We start from the raw sequence: 18944 nt of genomic DNA on the forward strand, positions 1-18944 counted from the left end.
GAAGCGCGTGGATGCCCGGAACGAGCCCGGGCATGACGGTGGATCAACAGCTCCGCTCCCAACCCCGTCAGTTCACCTGCTCGTCGGAGTACACGCCCCAGAGGCGCTCCTGCTGGATCCAGCCGTCAAAGCCGTTGCCGAGGACGTGGCACCAGTTTGCAGTGCACTTCTTCACCTGTGTGACGACGCCGGCCTGGAGCCTCGCCGCAACCGCGCTGTCGGGATCGGCGCGATCGTAGATCGGCGCAAGCTCGTCCTTGTGCTTCATCGTGACGACGGCGGTACGGCGACCCGACAGCAGCGAGTGATAGACCCAGCCCTCGGCGCCCTCGGAATCGCGGACCCGGCGCCAGTTCTCGAACTCGGCGGTGATTTCGACCGGCAGGCCGGAGCGGGTGTAGACCCAGGCGACGTCATTGTCCTTGGTCGGGCCGGCGCGGACGTTGACGTGATCCGATTTCAGGCTGACGTAGCGCGGCACCGGGAGGCCCGAGGCCGTCTGAGGGGTGTTGTCCTTCGCCGAATGCCCGGGGCTGACCGAAGCGCTCAACCAGGTGCAAACGAGCGCCATCACAGAACAAAAACGCCCCAACGCCATCAACCCGTCTCCTGTCGAAGGTCCGGCCGAGCCGGGCCCCCTCACTTCAAAATTCCAAAACCAGGCCGCTGTCGCCCCTGACCCGCCCCACGCGGGTGTTCCCGAGCCCTTTGCCCGTGGTTCTTGTCTTGGCCCGGCCTTCTGCTAGAGAGGACGGACGTCTGAACAACCGGTTTGTCCCGATTTTCCGGCCGGAAATGTCGGGAGAGCTTGAAGGAAACGCCGGGGACGACACGGCAAACGCAGTGTCGAACAACCGGGTTAATGAGGCCTCAACGGCCGGCCTTTGGCGACAGAGGCGGCTCGCAACGCCTCATGAGGGCAGGACATGTCGGTGAAGAAAAAGCCCCTCGTCGTGGTGACGCGCAAGCTTCCGGACTCGATCGAGACCCGGATGCGCGAGCTGTTCGACGCGCGGATCAATCTCGACGACACGCCGATGTCGCGCGAGCAGATCGCGGAAGCCGCACGCACGGCCGACGTGCTGGTCCCAACCGTGACCGATCACATCTCCGCCGATATCGTCAACCAGCCCGACTGCAGGCTGAAACTGATCGCGAATTTCGGCAACGGCGTCGACAACATCGATGTCGAGGCCGCGCATGCCCGCGGCATCACCGTCACCAACACGCCGAAAGTTCTGACCGAAGACACCGCCGACATGACCATGGCGCTGATCCTCGCCGTGCCCAGGCGGATGATCGAAGGCGCCTCGATCCTGACGGAAGGAAAACCCTGGCCGGGTTGGTCGCCGACATGGATGCTCGGCCATCGCATCGGCGGAAAGCGCCTAGGCATCATCGGGATGGGCCGTATCGGCCAGGCGGTCGCGCGTCGCGCCCGCGCCTTCGGCTTGCAGATCCACTATCACAACCGCCGGCCGGTGGCGCCGAAGATCGCCGAAGAGCTGGGCGCGACCTATTGGGAAAGCCTCGACCAGATGCTGGCGCGGATGGACATCATCTCGGTGAACTGTCCGCACACGCCCGCGACCTACCATCTGCTGTCGGCGCGCCGGCTGAAGCTGATCCGCAAGGACGCCTACATCGTCAACACCGCGCGCGGCGGCGTCACCGACGAGGACACGCTGATCAAGCTGATCGAAGGCGGCGAGATCGGCGGCGCCGGCCTCGATGTGTACGAGCACGAGCCCGCGGTGAACCCGAAGCTGGTGCGGCTCGCCAAGGCCGGCAAGGTGACGCTGCTGCCGCATATGGGCTCGGCCACGATCGAGGGCCGCGTCGAGATGGGCGAGAAGGTGATCATCAACATCCGCACCTTCCTCGACGCGCACAAGCCGCCGGATCGCGTGCTGCCGAGCATGCTTTGACGTCTATTTGCTGCGAGTTTCGCGCTTGCGCCAGTCGGCGACGAAATCGATGAAGGCCCGCAGTGCCGGCGGCGTTTGTCGCCGGCTTGGATAATACAGGAACGGGCCCGGAAACGGCTCGCACCAGTCTTGAAGCAGCCTGACCAGCGCGCCCGACTTCAGGACTTCGCCGACATATCCATCAAGCGTCGCCCAGATACCGGCGCCGTCGAGCGCAGCGCGCATGGAGAGGCCCATGTTGGTCGAGATCAGCTTTGCCGGCGGATCGACTTTCACCAGCTGACCGGCCTTCTCGAACTCCAGATCATGCATGACACCGCTGGAGTAGCGGGCGCGGATGCAATCGTGGTCGAGCAGATCCTTCGGATGCTCAGGCTTGCCGCGGCGAGCGAGGTAATCGGGTGAAGCGACCACGACATAGCTCTGCGGGCCGCTGAGCGAGATCGCGACCATGTCCTGCGCGAGATGCTCGCCATAGCGCACGCCGGCATCGAAGCCCGCGCTGACGATATCGACAAACCCGCTCTCGGAGACGATGTCGAGGTCGACCTGCGGATAGGCCTGAAGGAACGGCCCGATCATCGGCGCCAGCACGAGATCGACGGCGGGCGGCGGCGCGTTGATGCGCAGCCGGCCCGAGGCCACTTCGCGCAGGCCCCGGACCTGATCCAGGGCGTCGCCGACATCGCGCAGCGCCGGCGACACGCGCGACAGCAGCAGCTCGCCCGCCTCGGTCAGGGCGACGCTGCGGGTGGTGCGGTTCATCAGGCGGACGCCGAGGCGCTCCTCCAGGTCCCGTAATCGCTGGCTAAGGCTCGACACCGACACGCGAATATCGATCGCCGCGCGCCGGAAATTGCGGGTGCGAGCGACCGCCACGAAGACATCGAGATCACGCAGGTCGGGCTCAGCCATTGTTCGCTAATGTGAACAAGCCATTCTCGATTGTCCAGCTTATCGGCGCAATCCATCGGGGGCATATCAGGCCTCGTCACCCGGCGCAGTCAGCGCCTTTTCGAGGAGAGCCACCATGGAACAGCGCAAACTCGGTTCAACCGGCCCCACCGTCTCCGCTCTCGGTCTCGGCTGCATGGGCATGTCCGAGGTCTACGGCCCCGCCGATCGCGGCGAGAGCATCGCCACGATCCACGCGGCGCTGGATGCCGGCATCACCCTGGTCGACACCGGCGATTTCTACGCCATGGGCCACAATGAAATGCTGGTGCGCGAAGGGCTCAAGGACGCGCCGCGCGAGAAGGTGCAGATCAGCGTCAAATTCGGTGCGCTGCGCGGTCCTGCCGGCGAATTCACCGGCATGGACACGAAGCCGGCCGCAACGAGGAACTTCCTGGCCTATTCACTGCAGCGGCTCGGCACCGACTACATCGACATCTACCGTCCGGCGCGGCTCGATCCCAACATTCCGATCGAGGAAACCATAGGCGGCATCGCCGATCTCGTGAAGGCCGGCTACGTCAAACATATCGGCCTGTCCGAGGTTGGCTCCGACACCATCCGCCGCGCGCATGCCGTGCACCCGATCGCCGATCTCCAGATCGAATATTCGTTGATCGAGCGTGGCATCGAACGCGACATCCTGAAGACCTGCCGCGATCTCCGCATCGGCATCACGGCTTACGGCGTGTTGGCACGCGGCCTTATCAGCGGCCATTGGTCGAAGGACTCCGGCAAGACAGGCAAGGACTACCGGCTGATGACGCCGCGCTTCCAGGGGTCGAATCTCGATGCCAATCTGGCGCTGGTGGAGCAGCTGCGCGCCATCGCCGCCGAGATTGGCGCAACGCCGGCACAAGTTGCGATCGCCTGGGTGGCGGCGCAAGGGAAGGAGATCGTGCCGCTGGTCGGCGCCCGCACCCGCAACCGCCTCAGCGAGGCACTCGGTGCGGCCAAGGTCACGCTGACGCCAGCTCATCTCGCGGTGCTGGCAAAGGCCTTCCCGCCCGATGTCGCCGCCGGTACGCGCTACGCGGCCGAGCAGATGGCGCACCTCGATAGCGAGAAGCCGGCCACGGCGTAGCGGCTGCGCTCAGGTGCGATGGGCGCTGAGGTCAGTGATCACAGGCCCATCGCCATTGAGCGGATTGGCCGGATCGCGCGCGTAGCGCAGCGTCTCGAAGCGCATCGCGCGCGCATCGATCATCAGGAGACGGCCGACCAGGCCATCGCCAAAGCCGACGATCTCGCGGATCGCCTCCAGCGCCATCATCGAGCCCATCACGCCCGCGAGCGCGCCCATGACGCCGGCTTCCGCGCAGGCCGGCACGGTCCCGGGCGGCGGCGCCTCCGGGAACAGGCAGCGATAGGTCGGATTGAATTCGCCCTGCTCGTTCTTCTCATGCGCGCGGATGGTGGTGAGCGAGCCATCGAAGGTGCCGAGCGCCGCCGTGATCAGCGGCCTCTTCGCGAAGAAGCAGGCGTCCGAGGCCAGATAGCGGGTCGAGAAATTGTCGGAGCCGTCGAGCACCAGGTCATAGTCGCCGATCAGCGCCAGCGCATTGTCGGCATTGAGCCAGGTGGCGTGGCCGACGAAGCGGACATGCGGGTTGAGCGCCATGATCCTTTCGGCCGCGCTCTCGACCTTGTGCCGGCCGATATCGGGTGTGGTGTGAATGACCTGCCGTTGGAGGTTCGACAGCGATACCACATCGTCATCGACCACGCCGAGCGTCCCGACGCCGGCGGCCGCCAGGTACATCAAGGCGGGCGCACCAAGCCCGCCGGCGCCGATCACCAGCACAGAGGCCCGCTTCAGCGCAGCCTGGCCGGGACCACCGACATCGCGCAACACGATATGGCGGGCATAACGTTCGAGTTCGTCCGGGCTCAGCATCGTTATCCTTCGTTCTCTCAACCCTCATGGTGCGCGGAACGCGCGTCTCGAACCATGCAGGCACCGATATCGCCCGGCTGAACCACCCCGAGATTGTTCGCGACCAACGAGATGTGCTTCAATGGCATCGCGTTCAATGGGCTGGCTGGATTTGTCATGAGATCGATGCTTGCGGCAACACTGATGTTTGCGGCTGCGACAGGCGCACACGCCCAGACGACGACACCGCAGATTTCCGGCACCAAGCCGAAGCCGGTTCAGACCGTTCCGATCCGGCCTCCTGCATTGCAGACGCCGGCTGCGACGGCCGATGCCATGGCGCAGGCGGAGCGGCTGTCGCTGCAGTCCGACCTTGCCTGGGTCGGCCAATATAACGGCGCCATCACCGGCGACGTCAGCGCACGCCTGGTCGAGGCGATCAAGGAGTATCAGAAAGCCAAGGGCGGCAAGCCGACCGGCGTGCTCAATCCGCAGGAACGCGCCGCGCTGGCCGAGACCGCGCGCCGGAAGCAGGACAGCGTCGGCTGGAAGATCGTGACGGAGATGACCAGCGGCGCGCGGCTTGGCATTCCCTCAAAACTGGTGCCGCAGCAGGCGACCGACGCCAACGGCTCGAAATGGACCTCGCCCACTGGCACGGTGCAGGTGCTGCTCAGCCGCCGCAAGGAGGCGAACCCGAACACCGCCAAGCTTGCCGAAGCGGAGAAGAAAGAGCCGGGTCGCAAGGTCGACTACACCGTGGTGAAGCCCGACTTCTTCGTGCTGTCGGGTTTGCAGGGCCTGAAGAAATTTTACGTGCGCGGCACCTCTCGGGGTGACGAAGTCCGTATCATGACGATCCTCTACGACCAAGCGACCGAGAACACGGTCGAGCCGGTCGTGATCGCGATGTCGAGCGCGTTCAATGCATTTCCGTCGGGGCCGCAAGCCGGGCCGCCGCCGCGCAAGACCGTTGAATATGGCACAGGTCTCGTCGTCAGCGACGATGGCGCGATCGTCACCGACCGCCTCGTGACCGATTCCTGTCTCGCGATCACGATCGCCGGCTACGGCAGCGCCGACCGTCTCGCCGAGGACCGGGAACACGATCTCGCGCTGCTGCATATCTACGGGGCCCGCGGTCTGAAGCCGTTCGGCCTCGGTAGCGGCGCGGCAAAGACGAGTGTCGATATCATCGGTATCGCGGATCCGCAGAGCCAGGGCGGAGCCGCCGGTGTGTCGAGCCTCAAGGCTGCGCTGGCATCTGTCGGTGGCGGCGATTCCCCGCTCTCACCCCCACCGGCTGTCGGCTTCTCCGGCAGCGCCGCCATCGACGGCGACGGCAAGTTCGCCGGCATCGCGTTGTTGAAGCCGGCGATGGTTGCGGGCGCCGCGACGTCGGTACCGGCGTCGCAGGCGGTGATGGTCTCCGCGGAGACGGTGCGCGATTTCCTGAAGACAAACGGTGTCACCGCGAACGGCACCTCGGCGGATGCGAAAGCCGCCGTCGTGCGCGTGATCTGCGTGCGGAAATAACCACGCCCTGCAGGTACGCAACTCTCCCGCAAGCGGAAGAGATGACCGAGCCCGCGATCAGCGCGCTATTAGCTCAGCCTGAACCTGATCCCGGCCTTCGCGAGGCCACCCGAGATCCCGACCGGCGTGCCGTCCGCACGCCAGCAAGCGGCGCCACTCATGGTGCCGTCGTCATGAAAGGCGATACCGTTCATGCCGCCGGCAACCGTCGCGACACGCTGCACCTTGTGGCCGAAGCTCTCGAGTTTCGCCCGCACGCTCTCCGGCACCCTCTGCTCGACCTCGAGTGCATTGCCCTCGGTCCAGACCCGCGGCGCCTCGACGGCTTCCTGCAAGCTCATGCCGTGGTCGATCAGATTGACGAGCGCCTGCATCGCGCTCGGAAAGATTCGTTTTCCCCCAGGCAAGCCGAGCGCGTAGCGCAGCTTTCCGTCACGCAGCGCCATCATCGGCGACATCGAGGTTGTCACCCGCTTGCCCGGCGCCAGCGACAGGGCATGGCCCGGCCGCGGATCGAACAGGTTCATGTAGTTGTTGGCGATGGCGCCGAGGCCCGGGATCATGATCTTGGCGCCGAACAGATTGTTGATGGTCTGCGTGGTCGCAACCACGTTGCCGAACGCATCAGCCGCCGTCATGTGCGTGGTGTGAGCGCCTTCAAGCTGCGACACGCCGGCGCCCCAGCTCTGCGCCCGCACCGGATCGATCGCAGCGCGGCGTTCCTCGGCATAAGCCTTCGAGGTCAGCCGCTCCACGGGGACGCCGACATAATCAGGATCGCCGCTGGCCGCGGCGCGATCGGCGAATGCGATCTTCAGGACCTCGGCGAGATAGTGGATGGTCTCGGGCGTGCCGAAGCCGAGGCCTTTAATGTCGTAACCTTCCAGAATGTTCAGCATCTGCGCGATATGCACGCCGGAGGCTGCGGGCGGCGGCGGGCCAAAGATGGTCCAGCCGCGGTAATCGGCGCGGATCGGCTGGCGCTCGACGGTCTTGTAGCTGGTCAGATCGTTGCGCCGGATGAAGCCGCCGGCCTTTTCCATGTAGTCGACCAGGATGTCGCCAAGCGGCCCCTCATAGAGCGCCTTTTCGCCGTGGTCGGCGATATGCCGCAACGTCTCGGAATATTCTGATTGCACTACGCGCTCACCGGCCTTCAACGGCTCTCCATCAGGCAAGTAAATCGCCGCGATCGGCTTGTCCTTGCGCATCTCGGCGGCGCTCTCGCTGATGCATTCGTGCAGATAGGGCGTCGCCGCATAGCCGCGCGCGGCGTGCTTGATCGCGGGCTGCATGACGTCGGCGAGGCTCATGGTGCCGAAGCGGCGCAGCGTCCCGCACCAGGCTTTCAGCGAACCCGGTGTAGCCACCGCTTTTGGGCCGTTGAGATTTTCATTCCCGACGGTGTCGAACACGTCATGCGCGGAACCCGGCGTGGGGGTGTAGCTGGTGTCAAGCACCGCCCCGGGCACGGTGCTCTGCCCGTCGATGAAACGGTGGCTGCCGTCGGCGAGCCGGATGTGCGCCATGCCACCGCCGATGATGCCCACCATCATCGGCTCGACCACGGTCAGCGTGAACAGGGTCGCTATCGCGGCGTCGATGGCGTTGCCGCCGGCGGCCAGCATTTCCGCGCCGGCGCTTGAGGCCAGTGGATGGTTGCTGACCACCATGCCGCGGCTCGATACCGCGGGCATCTTCTGGCATTCAAAATTCGTCTCCGTCCGGTCGCGCCAGTTTCCGCCCATGCCGCCTATCCTTTTATTGACGGCGGCAAGCACAGCACACGTACGAGTACGGGTCCAGTAATGGTACGGATTCGCTGGCATTTCCGATTGCGCCATCATCGTGACTGCTGATTCGGACCTCCGCGATCCCCTTTGGATCGGGCCGGCACGTCCTGAGCGAGAAGAGCTCAGCATCGAGATCGATGCACGTTCGCGTGGCGTTTCCCGAGACCCAAGCACTCCAAAGGATTGATCTTCAATGCACACGATCGCACTGGCCACCCAAAAGGGTGGCAGCGGCAAGAGCACGCTCGCCATCGGCCTCGCGCTGGCAGCCAAGCAGGCCGGCTTCACCGTTCGCCTGATCGAAACCGACCCGCAGGGCACATTGTCCAACTGGCAGCGCCGCCGCACCGCCGACGATCTCGTCGTCGAGCCGATCTATCACGCCGCCGACATCGAGCCGCGCCTGAAAATGCTAGCCGACAGCGGCCTCCAGCTCGCGATCGTCGATACCGCCGCCGGCCTCAGCGCCGCGACTACCGCTGCGATCCGCCATTGCGACCTCTGCCTGATCCCGGCCCGCCCGAGCGTCGCCGACATCGAGGCGACCGTTTCGACGCTCAGCGTCGCGCGCGCCTGGAAGCGGCCTTACAGCTTCGTGTTGAACCAGACTCCGATCCGCGGTCAGCGCATCGACAACGCCGCCAACACACTCGCCGAGGAAGCGGCGCTCGATCTCGTCGAGGTGCTTGCACGTCCCCTGATCGTGATGCGCAACGACCACCAGGACTCGCTCGCAAGCGGCCTTGCCGTCAGCGAATTCGCACCGAACGGCAAGTCGACCGAGGAGATCCGCGGCCTCTGGCATTGGATCGAGACCCGGCTCGAGCTCGCCGCCACCACCAACGTCTTGATCGACCAGGTCATCGCGGCCGCGGACGGCATGTTGCACGTCGCCGCCGAGCTGGCGGCCGACGAGACCACGACACTAGCGTCCTGAGCGGGGCAATCGCTCAGACGCCAGGCGGCCCTTCGCCATCCGGAAGGGCCTTTAGCGACGAAGCAATCCGGCCACCAGCCCGGCCGGATTGCTTCGCTTCGCGTTCTTGAATGCTCCATCGCAATATCGAAATAGTCGTGCTGTCATCCTGAGATGCGACGCTTGTGATGCGAATGCATCGCGAGCGGAGCCTCGAAGGATGAGCGGCCCCGATGCAGCTGGGCCGTCGCCCTTCGAGGCTCGCCGAAGAGGCGAGCACCTCAGGATGACGGGGATAAATAGGGGCGTATTGCCTTCACACCATCATTGTGAGCGCAGAAACTCGCGGTCTCGCGGCTGCGGACTTGATCGTTACTTCTGACATTTCGGACACCAGAACGTCGACCGGCCGTTCTGCGTAAACCTCTTGACGGTGCCGCCGCAGCGCGGCGTCGTGCATTTCTCGCCTTCGCGATCATAGACCTTGAACGAGTGCTGGAAATATCCGAGCTCGCCGGAGGTCTGGCGATGATCGCGCAGTGACGAGCCGCCGGCCTTGATGGCGTCGTTCAGCACGGTGTGAATCGCACCGACCAGCCGCTTTGCGTGGTCCGTCGTCTCACCCTTTTTGGTCGACAGTGTCGCGGCGATCCGGCGCGGCGACAGATGGGAGCGATGCAGGGCTTCGCAGACATAGATATTGCCGAGCCCGGCGACCACGCGCTGATCGAGCAGCGCGGCTTTCAGGCTCGTGGTCTTGCCCGCACAGGACCGTGCCAGCATCGCAGCGTCGAATTCGTTGCCGAGCGGCTCGGGGCCGAGCCCGCGCAACAGCGGCTCGTCGTCGAGCGCACTGCGCGCGATCACTTTCATGTAACCGAAGCGGCGCGGATCGTTGAAGACGATGTCGGCGCCGGAGGACATCCGAAACAGCACGTGGTCGTGCGTGGAGTCCTTGGCTCGCGGATAGTGAAACTCGCCGGGCGCCGCCTCGTTGTCCGGCTTGATGACGCGAAACGAGCCCGACATGCCCAGATGCATCAACAGCACGTCGCCGGAGGCGAGATCGGCCACGAGATATTTTGCACGGCGGCCGAGCCCCGTGACGACCTGCCCCTTCAGCCGGGCCACGAAATCCGGCTGGAAGGGAAAGCGCAAATCGGGCCTGCGGGCCTCCGCGACCAGGATTTTCGCACCCTCCATGACAGGCTGAAGGCCGCGGCGGACGGTCTCGACTTCGGGCAATTCGGGCATGGTCAGGCATTCACCTTATGAGGGCGGTGTGATAGCGCCATTGCGGCGGGCGCGCTATGGTCCGCCTCGTGGAGTAGAGTAATGGATCGGCCGGGCGAAACCACGCATTTTGGCTTCAGGGACGTGCCCCTGGGCGACAAGCAGACGCTGGTGAACGATGTGTTTCACAGCGTGGCGTCGCGCTATGATTTGATGAACGATTTGATGTCCGGCGGGCTGCACCGGGTCTGGAAGGACATCATGATCACCGCGCTCGACCCGCCCAGAGGCGACCGGCCGTTCGCGCTGCTCGACGTTGCCGGCGGCACCGGCGACATCTCGTTCCGCGCTGCCAAGGCCGCAGGCGCGGGTTTCCATGCCACGGTCTGCGACATCAACACCGAGATGCTGGCGGTGGGCCGCGAGCGTGCCGCAAAGCGGCGTCTCGAGACCCAGGTCGATTTCGTCGAGGGCAATGCCGAAGCGCTCGCCTTCGCCGACCGCAGCTTCGACGCATATACGATCGCTTTCGGCATTCGCAACGTGCCGCGGATCGATCTCGCACTGGCCGAGGCCTATCGCGTGCTCAAGCCAGGCAGCCGCTTCCTCTGTCTGGAATTCTCCACCGTCGAGATGCCCGGGCTCGATCGCCTTTATGACCTGTTCTCGTTCAAGGTGATCCCGCCGCTCGGCCGCATGATTACGGGTGACGCCGAGTCCTACCAATATCTGGTCGAGTCGATCCGCAAGTTTCCAAGACCCAACGCCTTCGCCGACATGATCCGTGACGCCGGCTTCACCCGCGTGAACTGGCAGATATTGTCCGGCGGCATCGTCGCACTGCATTCGGGCTGGCGTTTGTGATCTCTGCCATAACCCATAGTGCGCGCCTGATGCGCGCCGCGTTCGTATTCGCGCGCGAGGGCGTGTTCGGCGCCGTCGATCCGAGCCTGGTGCCGCCGCCCGGACAGCTCGCGCTGAAGCTTGCGCGCATCATCGAGCGGCGCGGCCCGAAGCACGGCCCGCGGCTGTCGCGCGCTCTGACCCGGATGGGCCCGGCCTATCTCAAGCTCGGACAATTTCTGGCGACCCGCCCCGACGTCGTCGGCGTCATCATGGCGCGCGACCTCGAAAGCCTTCAGGACCGCCTGCCGCCGTTCTCGCAAGCCGAGGCGGAAGCTGTGATCGCGGCCTCGCTGGAACGGCCGTTGACCGATGTGTTCGCGAGCCTCAGTGCGCCGGTCGCAGCCGCCTCGATCGCACAGGTGCATCGCGGAGAGGTCCTGCGCGACGGCATCCGCAAGGCGGTCGCCGTGAAAGTGCTGCGGCCCAACGTGGCCGCACGCTTCCGCCGCGACCTCTCCGACTTCTTCTTTGTCGCATACAAGGCCGAATCCTATTCGTCCGAGGCGCGGCGCCTGCGCCTGATCGAGGTCATCAACACCATGTCGCGCTCGGTCGCGATGGAGATGGACCTGCGCCTCGAGGCTGCGGCGCTATCGGAGATGGCGGAGAACACGCGCCACGATCCTGATTTCCGCGTCCCGACCGTGGACTGGGACCGCACCACGCACAACGTGTTGACGATGGAGTGGATCGACGGCATTGCGCTGAACGATCACAAGCGCCTGGCGGAGTCGCAGGTCGACCTGCCCGATCTCGGTCGCAAGGTGATTCAGAGCTTCCTGCGCCACGCGCTGCGCGACGGCTTCTTCCACGCCGACATGCACCCGGGCAATCTGTTCCTGGATGACGCGGGCCGTCTCGTCGCGGTTGATTTCGGCATCATGGGCCGGCTCGGCATGAAGGAGCGGCGCTTCCTCGCCGAAATCCTGCTCGGCTTCATCACCCGCGACTATCGCCGCGTCGCGGAAGTGCATTTCGAGGCAGGCTATGTGCCCGCGCATCACTCGGTCGAGAACTTCGCGCAAGCGATCCGCGCCATCGGCGAGCCCATTCACAACCGCACGGCGGAAGAGATCTCGATGGCGCGGCTGCTGACGCTGCTGCTTGAGGTCACCGGCCTGTTCGACATGACCACGCGACCCGAGCTGATCCTGCTGCAGAAGACCATGGTGGTGGTCGAGGGCGTGGCACGCGGCTTCGATCCCAAGCTCGACATCTGGAAAGTCGCCGACCCCGTGGTGCGGGAATGGATCGAGCGCAATCTCGGTCCGATCGGCCGGGTCCAGGGCGCGATCTCCGGCACCGGCGATCTCGCGCGCATCCTGATGCGTCTGCCTGACATCGCCGCGCGCTCGGTTGCGGTGCTCGAACAGCTGGAGACCATGACCCGGGAGGGCATCCGGCTGTCGCCGGAGAGCATCGCGGCGATGGGCCGCAGCGAGGGCCGCAAGAACCGTTGGCGCACCGTGGCGCTCTGGATCATTGCCGCGACCTTCATCGGCATCCTGATCGCCGTCCGGAATCTGTGATTGCAGTGCAATCATACGAATGATAGCATCGCTATCATTTGTGCTGGAGGGGCATCATGGCGAGCCTGACCATTCGCAAGCTCGATGAAGGCATCAAAACTTACCTCAGGCTGCGTTCGGCCAAGAACCGCCGGTCGGTCGAGGAAGAGGTCCGGGTCATCCTCGGGGAGTTGATCGAAGGCCGTGAGGAGCCGCTGACGCCGTTCACGGCGCCGCCCGCGGCCTCCACCGCCGCGATGCCCCAACGCACCGGTACCGTTCCAGAAGCCAGCGTCACCCTGATCATCGGCGGCGGGATCGCGGCCTACAAATCGCTCGACCTGATCCGGAGGCTCAAGGAGCGGCGGATCGAGGTGCGTTGCGTGCTGACCAAGGCGGCGCAGCAATTCGTCACGCCGCTGGCCGTGAGCGCGCTCTCGCACGAGCGCGTCTACACCGACCTGTTCGATCCCCAGAGCGAGTTCGACGCTGGTCATATCCGGCTGGCGCGCGAGTGCGACCTGATCATTGTGGCGCCTGCGACCGCGGATTTGATGGCCAAGATCGCCAACGGCCATGCCGACGATCTCGCCAGCGCCATCCTGCTCGCGACCAACCGCAAGGTCCTGCTCGCGCCGGCCATGAATCCGCTGATGTGGAACAACGCGGCGACCCGGCGCAACGTCGCGCAGCTTCAACGCGACGGCGTGATGCTGATCGGACCGAATTCCGGCGAGATGGCGGAAGCAGGTGAAGCCGGGATCGGCCGCATGTCCGAGGCGATCGAAATTGCGACCGCCGCCGAGCGCCTGCTGCGGCCGCCGGTGCCGCGCCCCCTCGCACGCAAGCGCGTGCTGATTACCGCGGGTCCGACCCACGAGCCGATCGATCCGGTGCGCTACATCGCCAATCGATCCTCCGGCAAGCAGGGCTTTGCGATCGCTGCCGCCGCACAGGCCGCCGGCGCCGAGGTGATCCTGGTCAGCGGCCCGGTCGATCTCAGCGATCCCCCCGGCGTGACGGTCAAGCATGTGGAATCGGCGCGGCAGATGCTGGAGCAGGTGCAGGCCGCGCTTCCCGCTGACATCGCGATCTTCGCCGCCGCCGTCGCCGACTGGCGGGTCGCCAATGAAGGCGAGCAGAAGCTGAAGAAGAGTTCGGCCGGCATGCCGCCGCTCCAGCTGGTCGAGAACCCCGACATCCTCGCCACGATCGCCAAGCTGACCGATAAGCGGCCGCCGCTGGTGATCGGCTTTGCCGCCGAGACCGAGCACCTCATCGAGAACGCCAAGTCGAAGCTTGCCCGCAAGGGCTGCGACTGGATTGTCGCCAACGACGTCTCCCCCGCAACCGGGGTGATGGGCGGGGACCGCAACACCGTGCACCTCATCAGCCGCAAGGGCGGTGAGACGAACGGCGAGATTGCAGTTGATTCCTGGCCGGCGATGACCAAGGAACAGGTCGCCATCGAACTGGTCGCGCAGATCGCCAAGAGCGTGACCGGCAAATCCGGGGAGCCCGCATCTTGAGCGCCAAAGTCACCGTCGAACTGCAACGCCTGCCCCATGCGGAGGGGCTGCCGCTGCCGGCCTACCAGACGAATGATGCCGCCGGTCTCGACCTGATGGCGGCGGTGCCCGAAAACGAGCCCCTGACGCTCGCGTCCGGCCAATACGCGCTGGTGCCGACGGGCCTCGCGATCGCGTTGCCGCCCGGCTACGAGGCGCAGGTGCGGCCGCGCTCGGGGCTTGCCGCCAAGCACGGCATCACTGTGCTGAACTCACCGGGCACGATCGACGCGGACTATCGCGGCGAGATCAAGGTGATCCTGATCAATCACGGCCAGACCGCCTTCGTGGTCAAGCGCGGCGAGCGCATCGCGCAGATGGTGATCGCGCCAATGGTGCAGGCCGCGCTGGTTCCAGTGGCGACATTATCCGCGACCGACCGCGGCGCCGGCGGATTCGGCTCGACCGGCCGCTAGCGCTCGGCAATTCCCGCCGAATCACCCGAGGAACTACGTGAATTGGAACACCGCGCCCCGCATTTTTTTGGGGTCGCCTTTGCGTTCACGATCTGGACTCTTACCGGTGGAGTCACGGTGAGGGTATTGTCGTTTGATTCGCGCGCGACGGGGGTCGCCGCGCGCAAATTCGTGCGATCTTGGGGCAACTATGTCAGGCGTGATCGTGTCGATGCGTCGGACGCTGCTGTCGTGCACATCGCTCGTGCGCAACGGCTTGTTGGGAAGCGCTCTCGCGGCGCTGCTGCCGGCTGCGCCGGCTGAGGCCGCCGACCTCGTCGACACACTCTCATCGTTGCTGGATTTCAACCGGCAGGAGCTCGCGGTGCTGGCCACCGCGCTGGCCTTGCTCGGCTTCTCGGTGGTGGCCGCGATCCTCCTGATGCGCACGCGCGTGCGCACGGCGAAGAACGAGGCGCGGCTGCGCGCACGGATCGGGGAACTCCAGCTCCAGGCCGACCGCTTCGGCGCACTGCTGTTCGCCGAGCCGCAGATCCTGATCTCCTGGCCGGCCGGCGACAATCGCGCGCAGATCTCCGGTGACACCTCCATGGTGCTGCCGCGCGACTCCTCTCCACAGCGCGTGCTGGCGTTTGGAACCTGGTTGCCGCCGGAACCGGCGCTCCGGATGGATCACGCCGTCGATGCGCTGCGCGACCGCGGCGACGGGTTCCAGCTGACGCTCACCACCGCGCATGGCCACACGCTGGAGGCTATCGGTCGCGCCATCGGCGGCCAGGCCATCGTCAGGATTCGCGAACTCTCAGGGCTCCGCCGCGATCTGGCCGAGACCAATCTCCGTTACAAGGCACTCTCCGACGAGACGGAAATGCTGCGCGGTTTCGCGACCGCCGCACCCTGGCCGATCTGGGCCAAGGGCGAGAACGGCGCGCTGGCTTACGCCAACCCCGCCTATGTCCGTGCGACCGAGGCGGCCAGCATCACCGACGCGCAGGAGCGCAAGCTCGAACTGCTCGACAGCGCCGACCGGACCGCGATGGAGCGGGGACTGAAGGAAGCGGCCAATTTCACCTCGCGGCTGCCGATCGTGATCGGCGGCGAGCGGCGCATCTATGACGTGCGCGCCGTCAATGTCGGCGGTGGCAATGTCGGCGTTGCCATCGATGCCAGCGAGGCGGATGCCTTGAGCTCGGCGCTGGTGCGGATGGCGGAAGCGCATCGCCGCACGCTCGACCAGCTCTCCTCCGGCGTTGCCGTGTTCGACGGCCAGCGGCGGCTCGCGTTCTACAATGATTCCTACCGCCAGCTGTGGGACCTCGACCGCAGCTTTCTCGACGCCAACCCTGACGATTCCAGCGTGCTCGACAAGCTCCGCGCCGCGCGCAAATTGCCGGAGCAGCCGGACTTCCGCGCCTGGAAGGCCAAGCTGCACGAGGCCTATCGCGCGGTCGAGGCCGCCAAGGACACCTGGTACCTGCCCGACGGGCGCGCGCTCTCCGTCGTCACCACGCCGAATCCCGAAGGCGGCGTCACTTATCTGTTCGACGACGTCACCGAGAGCCTTGAGCTTGCCCGCCGCTTCGACGGCATGATCCGGGTCCAGCGCGAGACGCTGGACAGCCTCGCCGAGGGCGTCGCGGTGTTCGGCAGCAACGGCAAGGCGCAGCTGTTCAACCCGGCCTTCGTGCGGATGTGGAAGCTGTCCGCTGACGCCATGCGCGACGAGCCGCACATCCAGACGGTCGAGGGCTGGTGCCATCAGCTGTTCGACGACGCGATCGTCTGGCGCCAGATCCGCGAGGCCGTCACCTCGATCGAGAGCCGCGCCGACATTCCGCTGAAGCTGGAGCGCAAGGACGGCAGCGTGCTCGACGGCATGATCCGGCCCCTGCACGACGGCGCCACGATGCTGACGTTCCAGGACATCACCGACACCGAGAACGTCGAGCGCGCGCTGCGCGAGCGCAACGAGGCGCTGGAGGCCGCCGACCAGATGAAGGTGGATTTCGTCCACCACGTCTCCTACGAGCTGCGGTCGCCGCTCACCACCATCATCGGCTTCGCGCATTTCCTCAGCGATCCCTCGACCGGGCCGCTGACGCCAAAACAGGCCGAATATCTCGACTACGTCACCAAATCGACCAATGCACTGCTGGCGCTGACCAACAACATCCTGGATCTCGCCACCATCGACGCCGGCGCCATGAAGCTGGAACTCGGCCCGGTCGACGTCAGCAAGACCATCGAGCTCGCCGCCGAGGGTCTCCAGGACCGGCTCGCCACCGACCGCATCCGCCTCAAGGTCGAGATCGCGCCCGATGTCGGCAGCTTCACCGGCGATGAGAAGCGCGTGGTGCAGGTGCTCTATAACCTCCTTGCCAATGCCGTCGGGTTTTCTCCACCGGATTCCACCGTCGGCATCAGCGCCCGCCGCACCGAACGCAGTGTGGTCTTCACCGTGACAGATTCCGGGCCTGGAATACCTGCCGACATGAAGGACAAGGTGTTCAACTGGTTCGAAAGCCGCTCGCAGGGCTCGCGCCATCGCGGCGCCGGGCTCGGCCTGTCGCTGGTGCGCTCCTTCGTCGAGCTGCATGGCGGCAACATCCGGGTCGATTCGATCGTGGGCAGGGGCACGGTCGTGATCTGTGATTTCCCGACCGATCAGGCGGCGCATCGCGACGCCGCCGAATGACTGCGCCAACCACATTCTCCGTCGCGCTCCACAACGAGACGGCCACTGCGCAACTGATGGCCGACCTCGCGCTCCTGGTCGGCCCCGGCGATGCCATCACGCTCACCGGCGATCTCGGGGCCGGCAAGACCGCGGCGGCGCGGGCCATGATCCGCTACCTCGCCGGCGATGATGCACTGGAAGTACCGAGCCCGACCTTCACGCTGGTGCAGGGCTACGAGCTGCCGCCATTCCCGGTGATGCATGCCGACCTCTACCGCGTCGAGGACGAGAGCGAGCTCGAAGAGATCGGGCTGTCGCCGCTGCCGGAAGCAACCCTCGTCCTGATCGAATGGCCGGAGCGCGCACCGTCGGCGATGCCTCAAGACCGCATCGACATCGCGCTGACGCACCGGCCGGCACTGGGCTCGAATGCGCGCGCCGCCGACATCACCGGCCATGGCAAGGCCGCCGCCATCGTCGCGCGGCTGCAGGCGCTGCGCGATTTCCTCAATGCATCCGGCTACATGGAGGCAACGCGCAAACGGATGGCGGGCGACGCCTCGACGCGCTCCTATGCGCGGCTGCTGCGCGACGACGAGGTCGTGATCCTCATGAATTCTCCGCAGCGCCCCGATGGTGCTGCGATGTACAACGGAAAATCCTACAGCGCCGCGGTGCATCTCGCCGAAAACATCAAACCCTTCGTCGCCATCGACGAGGGCCTGCGCGCGCAGGGAATCTCCGCACCCGCGATCCATCATTGCGACCTCGACCACGGATTCCTGATCAGCGAAGACTTCGGCAGCGAAGGCGTGATCGAGGGCGATCCGCCGCGCCCGATCGCCGAACGCTACGAAGCCGCCGTCGATTTGCTGGCCGCGCTGCACGGCAAGACGCTACCGGAAACGCTGCCGCTCGGCGGGCAGGCCTACGCCATTCCCGTCTTCGATGCCGAGGCGCTGCTGATCGAGATCGGCTTGATGCCGGAATGGTACCTGCCCGATCGCAACGCGCCGCTGGACGAGGGGAAGCGCGCCGAGTTTTTCGCGATGTGGCGGGAGCTGCTGCAGAAACCGCAGGCCTCGCCGAAGACCTGGATCATCCGCGACTATCACTCGCCGAACCTGATCTGGCTCGGGAATCGCACCGGCATCGAACGCGTCGGCGTGATCGATTTCCAGGACACCGTGCTGGGGCCGCAATCCTACGACGTGGTGTCGCTGCTCCAGGACGCCCGCATCGACGTGCCCGAGGCGATCGAACTGACGCTGCTGTCGCGCTACATCAAGGCGCGCCGCACGAGCGACGGGAGCTTCGACGCGGCCGGCTTCGCCGAGCTCTACGCCATCATGTCGGCGCAGCGGAACACGCGTCTGCTCGGCACTTTCGCCCGCCTCAACCGCCGCGACGGCAAGCCGCATTATCTGCGTCACCAGCCGCGGATCTGGACCTATCTCCAGCGCTCCCTGGCGCATCCCGCGCTCGCCCATCTGCGCGACTGGTATCTCGCCAACGTCCCGCCGCCCCAAAGGCCGGCGCAAGCCTGAGGCCCAAGGCTGAAAAGGCTAGTCGGGGCTGATTCGGGGGCCGATTTACCGGCTGTTAGCCAAGAGACCGGTAATCTGGCGGCGAG

At 65.6% G+C, this 18944-nt stretch carries 15 protein-coding genes; 10 read left to right on the forward strand and 5 right to left on the reverse strand.

Annotated elements, in window-relative coordinates:
- Positions 1 to 67 precede the first annotated feature (67 nt).
- Positions 68 to 598: an SH3 domain-containing protein gene (locus AC0L21_RS14330; protein ID WP_473262484.1), complete on the reverse strand. Its 531-nt coding sequence runs from the start codon at positions 596 to 598 to the stop codon at positions 68 to 70.
- 328 nt (positions 599 to 926) lie between these two features.
- Between AC0L21_RS14330 and AC0L21_RS14335 the strand changes: the two genes are divergently transcribed.
- Positions 927 to 1928 carry a 2-hydroxyacid dehydrogenase gene (locus AC0L21_RS14335; RefSeq protein WP_007603918.1) on the forward strand — a complete coding sequence of 334 codons (1002 nt, stop codon included), beginning with the start codon at positions 927 to 929 and terminating at the stop codon, positions 1926 to 1928.
- Between the two features lie 3 nt (positions 1929 to 1931).
- On the opposite strand, the gene AC0L21_RS14340 is transcribed toward AC0L21_RS14335, so the two are convergent.
- Entirely contained in the window at positions 1932 to 2843 is a 912-nt protein-coding gene (locus tag AC0L21_RS14340) for a LysR family transcriptional regulator (RefSeq protein WP_473262486.1), read from the reverse strand.
- A gap of 115 nt (positions 2844 to 2958) precedes the next feature.
- Here AC0L21_RS14340 and AC0L21_RS14345 point away from each other — a divergent pair, with 115 nt between their 5' ends.
- Complete coding sequence (locus tag AC0L21_RS14345; RefSeq protein ID WP_473262488.1) at positions 2959 to 3966, forward strand: aldo/keto reductase; 1008 nt, start codon at positions 2959 to 2961, stop codon at positions 3964 to 3966.
- A 9-nt stretch (positions 3967 to 3975) separates the two neighbouring features.
- Here AC0L21_RS14345 and AC0L21_RS14350 read toward each other — a convergent pair whose 3' ends face one another.
- Positions 3976 to 4779 (reverse strand): HesA/MoeB/ThiF family protein, encoded by an 804-nt coding sequence (locus tag AC0L21_RS14350; protein WP_473262490.1) that lies wholly within the window; start codon positions 4777 to 4779, stop codon positions 3976 to 3978.
- 156 nt (positions 4780 to 4935) lie between these two features.
- Here AC0L21_RS14350 and AC0L21_RS14355 point away from each other — a divergent pair, with 156 nt between their 5' ends.
- Positions 4936 to 6294, forward strand: a complete 1359-nt coding sequence (locus AC0L21_RS14355; protein WP_473262494.1) for a peptidoglycan-binding protein — start codon at positions 4936 to 4938, stop codon at positions 6292 to 6294.
- A 68-nt stretch (positions 6295 to 6362) separates the two neighbouring features.
- On the opposite strand, the gene ggt is transcribed toward AC0L21_RS14355, so the two are convergent.
- Positions 6363 to 8042: a gamma-glutamyltransferase gene (ggt, locus tag AC0L21_RS14360; RefSeq protein ID WP_473262496.1), complete on the reverse strand. Its 1680-nt coding sequence runs from the start codon at positions 8040 to 8042 to the stop codon at positions 6363 to 6365.
- A gap of 238 nt (positions 8043 to 8280) precedes the next feature.
- On the opposite strand from ggt, the gene AC0L21_RS14365 reads away from it, so the two are divergent.
- On the forward strand, positions 8281 to 9024 hold the full coding sequence (locus AC0L21_RS14365; protein ID WP_473262498.1) for a nucleotide-binding protein: 744 nt from the start codon (positions 8281 to 8283) through the stop codon (positions 9022 to 9024).
- 351 nt (positions 9025 to 9375) lie between these two features.
- Here the strand turns inward: AC0L21_RS14365 and mutM are convergent, their stop codons facing one another.
- Positions 9376 to 10257, reverse strand: a complete 882-nt coding sequence (gene mutM / locus AC0L21_RS14370) for a bifunctional DNA-formamidopyrimidine glycosylase/DNA-(apurinic or apyrimidinic site) lyase (RefSeq protein ID WP_473262500.1) — start codon at positions 10255 to 10257, stop codon at positions 9376 to 9378.
- An 81-nt stretch (positions 10258 to 10338) separates the two neighbouring features.
- Here mutM and ubiE point away from each other — a divergent pair, with 81 nt between their 5' ends.
- The 6 genes from ubiE to tsaE all read left to right on the forward strand — a co-directional run bounded on the left by ubiE (position 10339) and on the right by tsaE (position 18858).
- The gene (gene ubiE, locus AC0L21_RS14375) at positions 10339 to 11100 is read left to right on the forward strand and encodes a bifunctional demethylmenaquinone methyltransferase/2-methoxy-6-polyprenyl-1,4-benzoquinol methylase UbiE (RefSeq protein ID WP_473262502.1); all 762 of its coding nucleotides are present in this window, start codon (positions 10339 to 10341) and stop codon (positions 11098 to 11100) included.
- On the forward strand, positions 11097 to 12671 hold the full coding sequence (gene ubiB / locus AC0L21_RS14380; protein WP_473262504.1) for a 2-polyprenylphenol 6-hydroxylase: 1575 nt from the start codon (positions 11097 to 11099) through the stop codon (positions 12669 to 12671). Before ubiE ends, ubiB begins: the two co-directional genes overlap by 4 nt.
- A gap of 56 nt (positions 12672 to 12727) precedes the next feature.
- A complete protein-coding gene (gene coaBC / locus AC0L21_RS14385) occupies positions 12728 to 14179 on the forward strand; it encodes a bifunctional phosphopantothenoylcysteine decarboxylase/phosphopantothenate--cysteine ligase CoaBC (RefSeq protein WP_473262506.1) in 1452 nt (483 codons plus the stop codon).
- Positions 14176 to 14634 (forward strand): dUTP diphosphatase, encoded by a 459-nt coding sequence (dut, locus tag AC0L21_RS14390; protein WP_473262508.1) that lies wholly within the window; start codon positions 14176 to 14178, stop codon positions 14632 to 14634. Before coaBC ends, dut begins: the two co-directional genes overlap by 4 nt.
- Positions 14635 to 14824: 190 nt before the next feature.
- Positions 14825 to 17329 carry a sensor histidine kinase gene (locus tag AC0L21_RS14395; RefSeq protein ID WP_473262511.1) on the forward strand — a complete coding sequence of 835 codons (2505 nt, stop codon included), beginning with the start codon at positions 14825 to 14827 and terminating at the stop codon, positions 17327 to 17329.
- On the forward strand, positions 17326 to 18858 hold the full coding sequence (tsaE, locus tag AC0L21_RS14400; RefSeq protein ID WP_473262515.1) for a tRNA (adenosine(37)-N6)-threonylcarbamoyltransferase complex ATPase subunit type 1 TsaE: 1533 nt from the start codon (positions 17326 to 17328) through the stop codon (positions 18856 to 18858). The genes AC0L21_RS14395 and tsaE overlap by 4 nt, the downstream gene beginning before the upstream one ends.
- The last annotated feature ends 86 nt before the right edge of the window (positions 18859 to 18944 follow it).

The organism is Bradyrhizobium sp. WSM4873 (genome assembly GCF_055811355.1).

What these genes read in the sequence shown, in the direction of transcription:
- AC0L21_RS14365 (WP_473262498.1), top strand. Translation starts at nt 8,281, where the DNA reads ATGCACACGATCGCACTGGCCACCCAAAAGGGTGGCAGCGGCAAGAGC.
- tsaE (WP_473262515.1), top strand. Translation starts at nt 17,326, where the DNA reads ATGACTGCGCCAACCACATTCTCCGTCGCGCTCCACAACGAGACGGCC.
- ggt (WP_473262496.1), bottom strand. Translation starts at nt 8,042, where the DNA reads ATGGGCGGAAACTGGCGCGACCGGACGGAGACGAATTTTGAATGCCAG.
- AC0L21_RS14355 (WP_473262494.1), top strand. Translation starts at nt 4,936, where the DNA reads ATGAGATCGATGCTTGCGGCAACACTGATGTTTGCGGCTGCGACAGGC.
- AC0L21_RS14335 (WP_007603918.1), top strand. Translation starts at nt 927, where the DNA reads ATGTCGGTGAAGAAAAAGCCCCTCGTCGTGGTGACGCGCAAGCTTCCG.
- AC0L21_RS14395 (WP_473262511.1), top strand. Translation starts at nt 14,825, where the DNA reads ATGTCAGGCGTGATCGTGTCGATGCGTCGGACGCTGCTGTCGTGCACA.
- AC0L21_RS14345 (WP_473262488.1), top strand. Translation starts at nt 2,959, where the DNA reads ATGGAACAGCGCAAACTCGGTTCAACCGGCCCCACCGTCTCCGCTCTC.
- ubiE (WP_473262502.1), top strand. Translation starts at nt 10,339, where the DNA reads ATGGATCGGCCGGGCGAAACCACGCATTTTGGCTTCAGGGACGTGCCC.
- mutM (WP_473262500.1), bottom strand. Translation starts at nt 10,257, where the DNA reads ATGCCCGAATTGCCCGAAGTCGAGACCGTCCGCCGCGGCCTTCAGCCT.
- AC0L21_RS14340 (WP_473262486.1), bottom strand. Translation starts at nt 2,843, where the DNA reads ATGGCTGAGCCCGACCTGCGTGATCTCGATGTCTTCGTGGCGGTCGCT.
- AC0L21_RS14330 (WP_473262484.1), bottom strand. Translation starts at nt 598, where the DNA reads ATGGCGTTGGGGCGTTTTTGTTCTGTGATGGCGCTCGTTTGCACCTGG.
- coaBC (WP_473262506.1), top strand. Translation starts at nt 12,728, where the DNA reads ATGGCGAGCCTGACCATTCGCAAGCTCGATGAAGGCATCAAAACTTAC.
- AC0L21_RS14350 (WP_473262490.1), bottom strand. Translation starts at nt 4,779, where the DNA reads ATGCTGAGCCCGGACGAACTCGAACGTTATGCCCGCCATATCGTGTTG.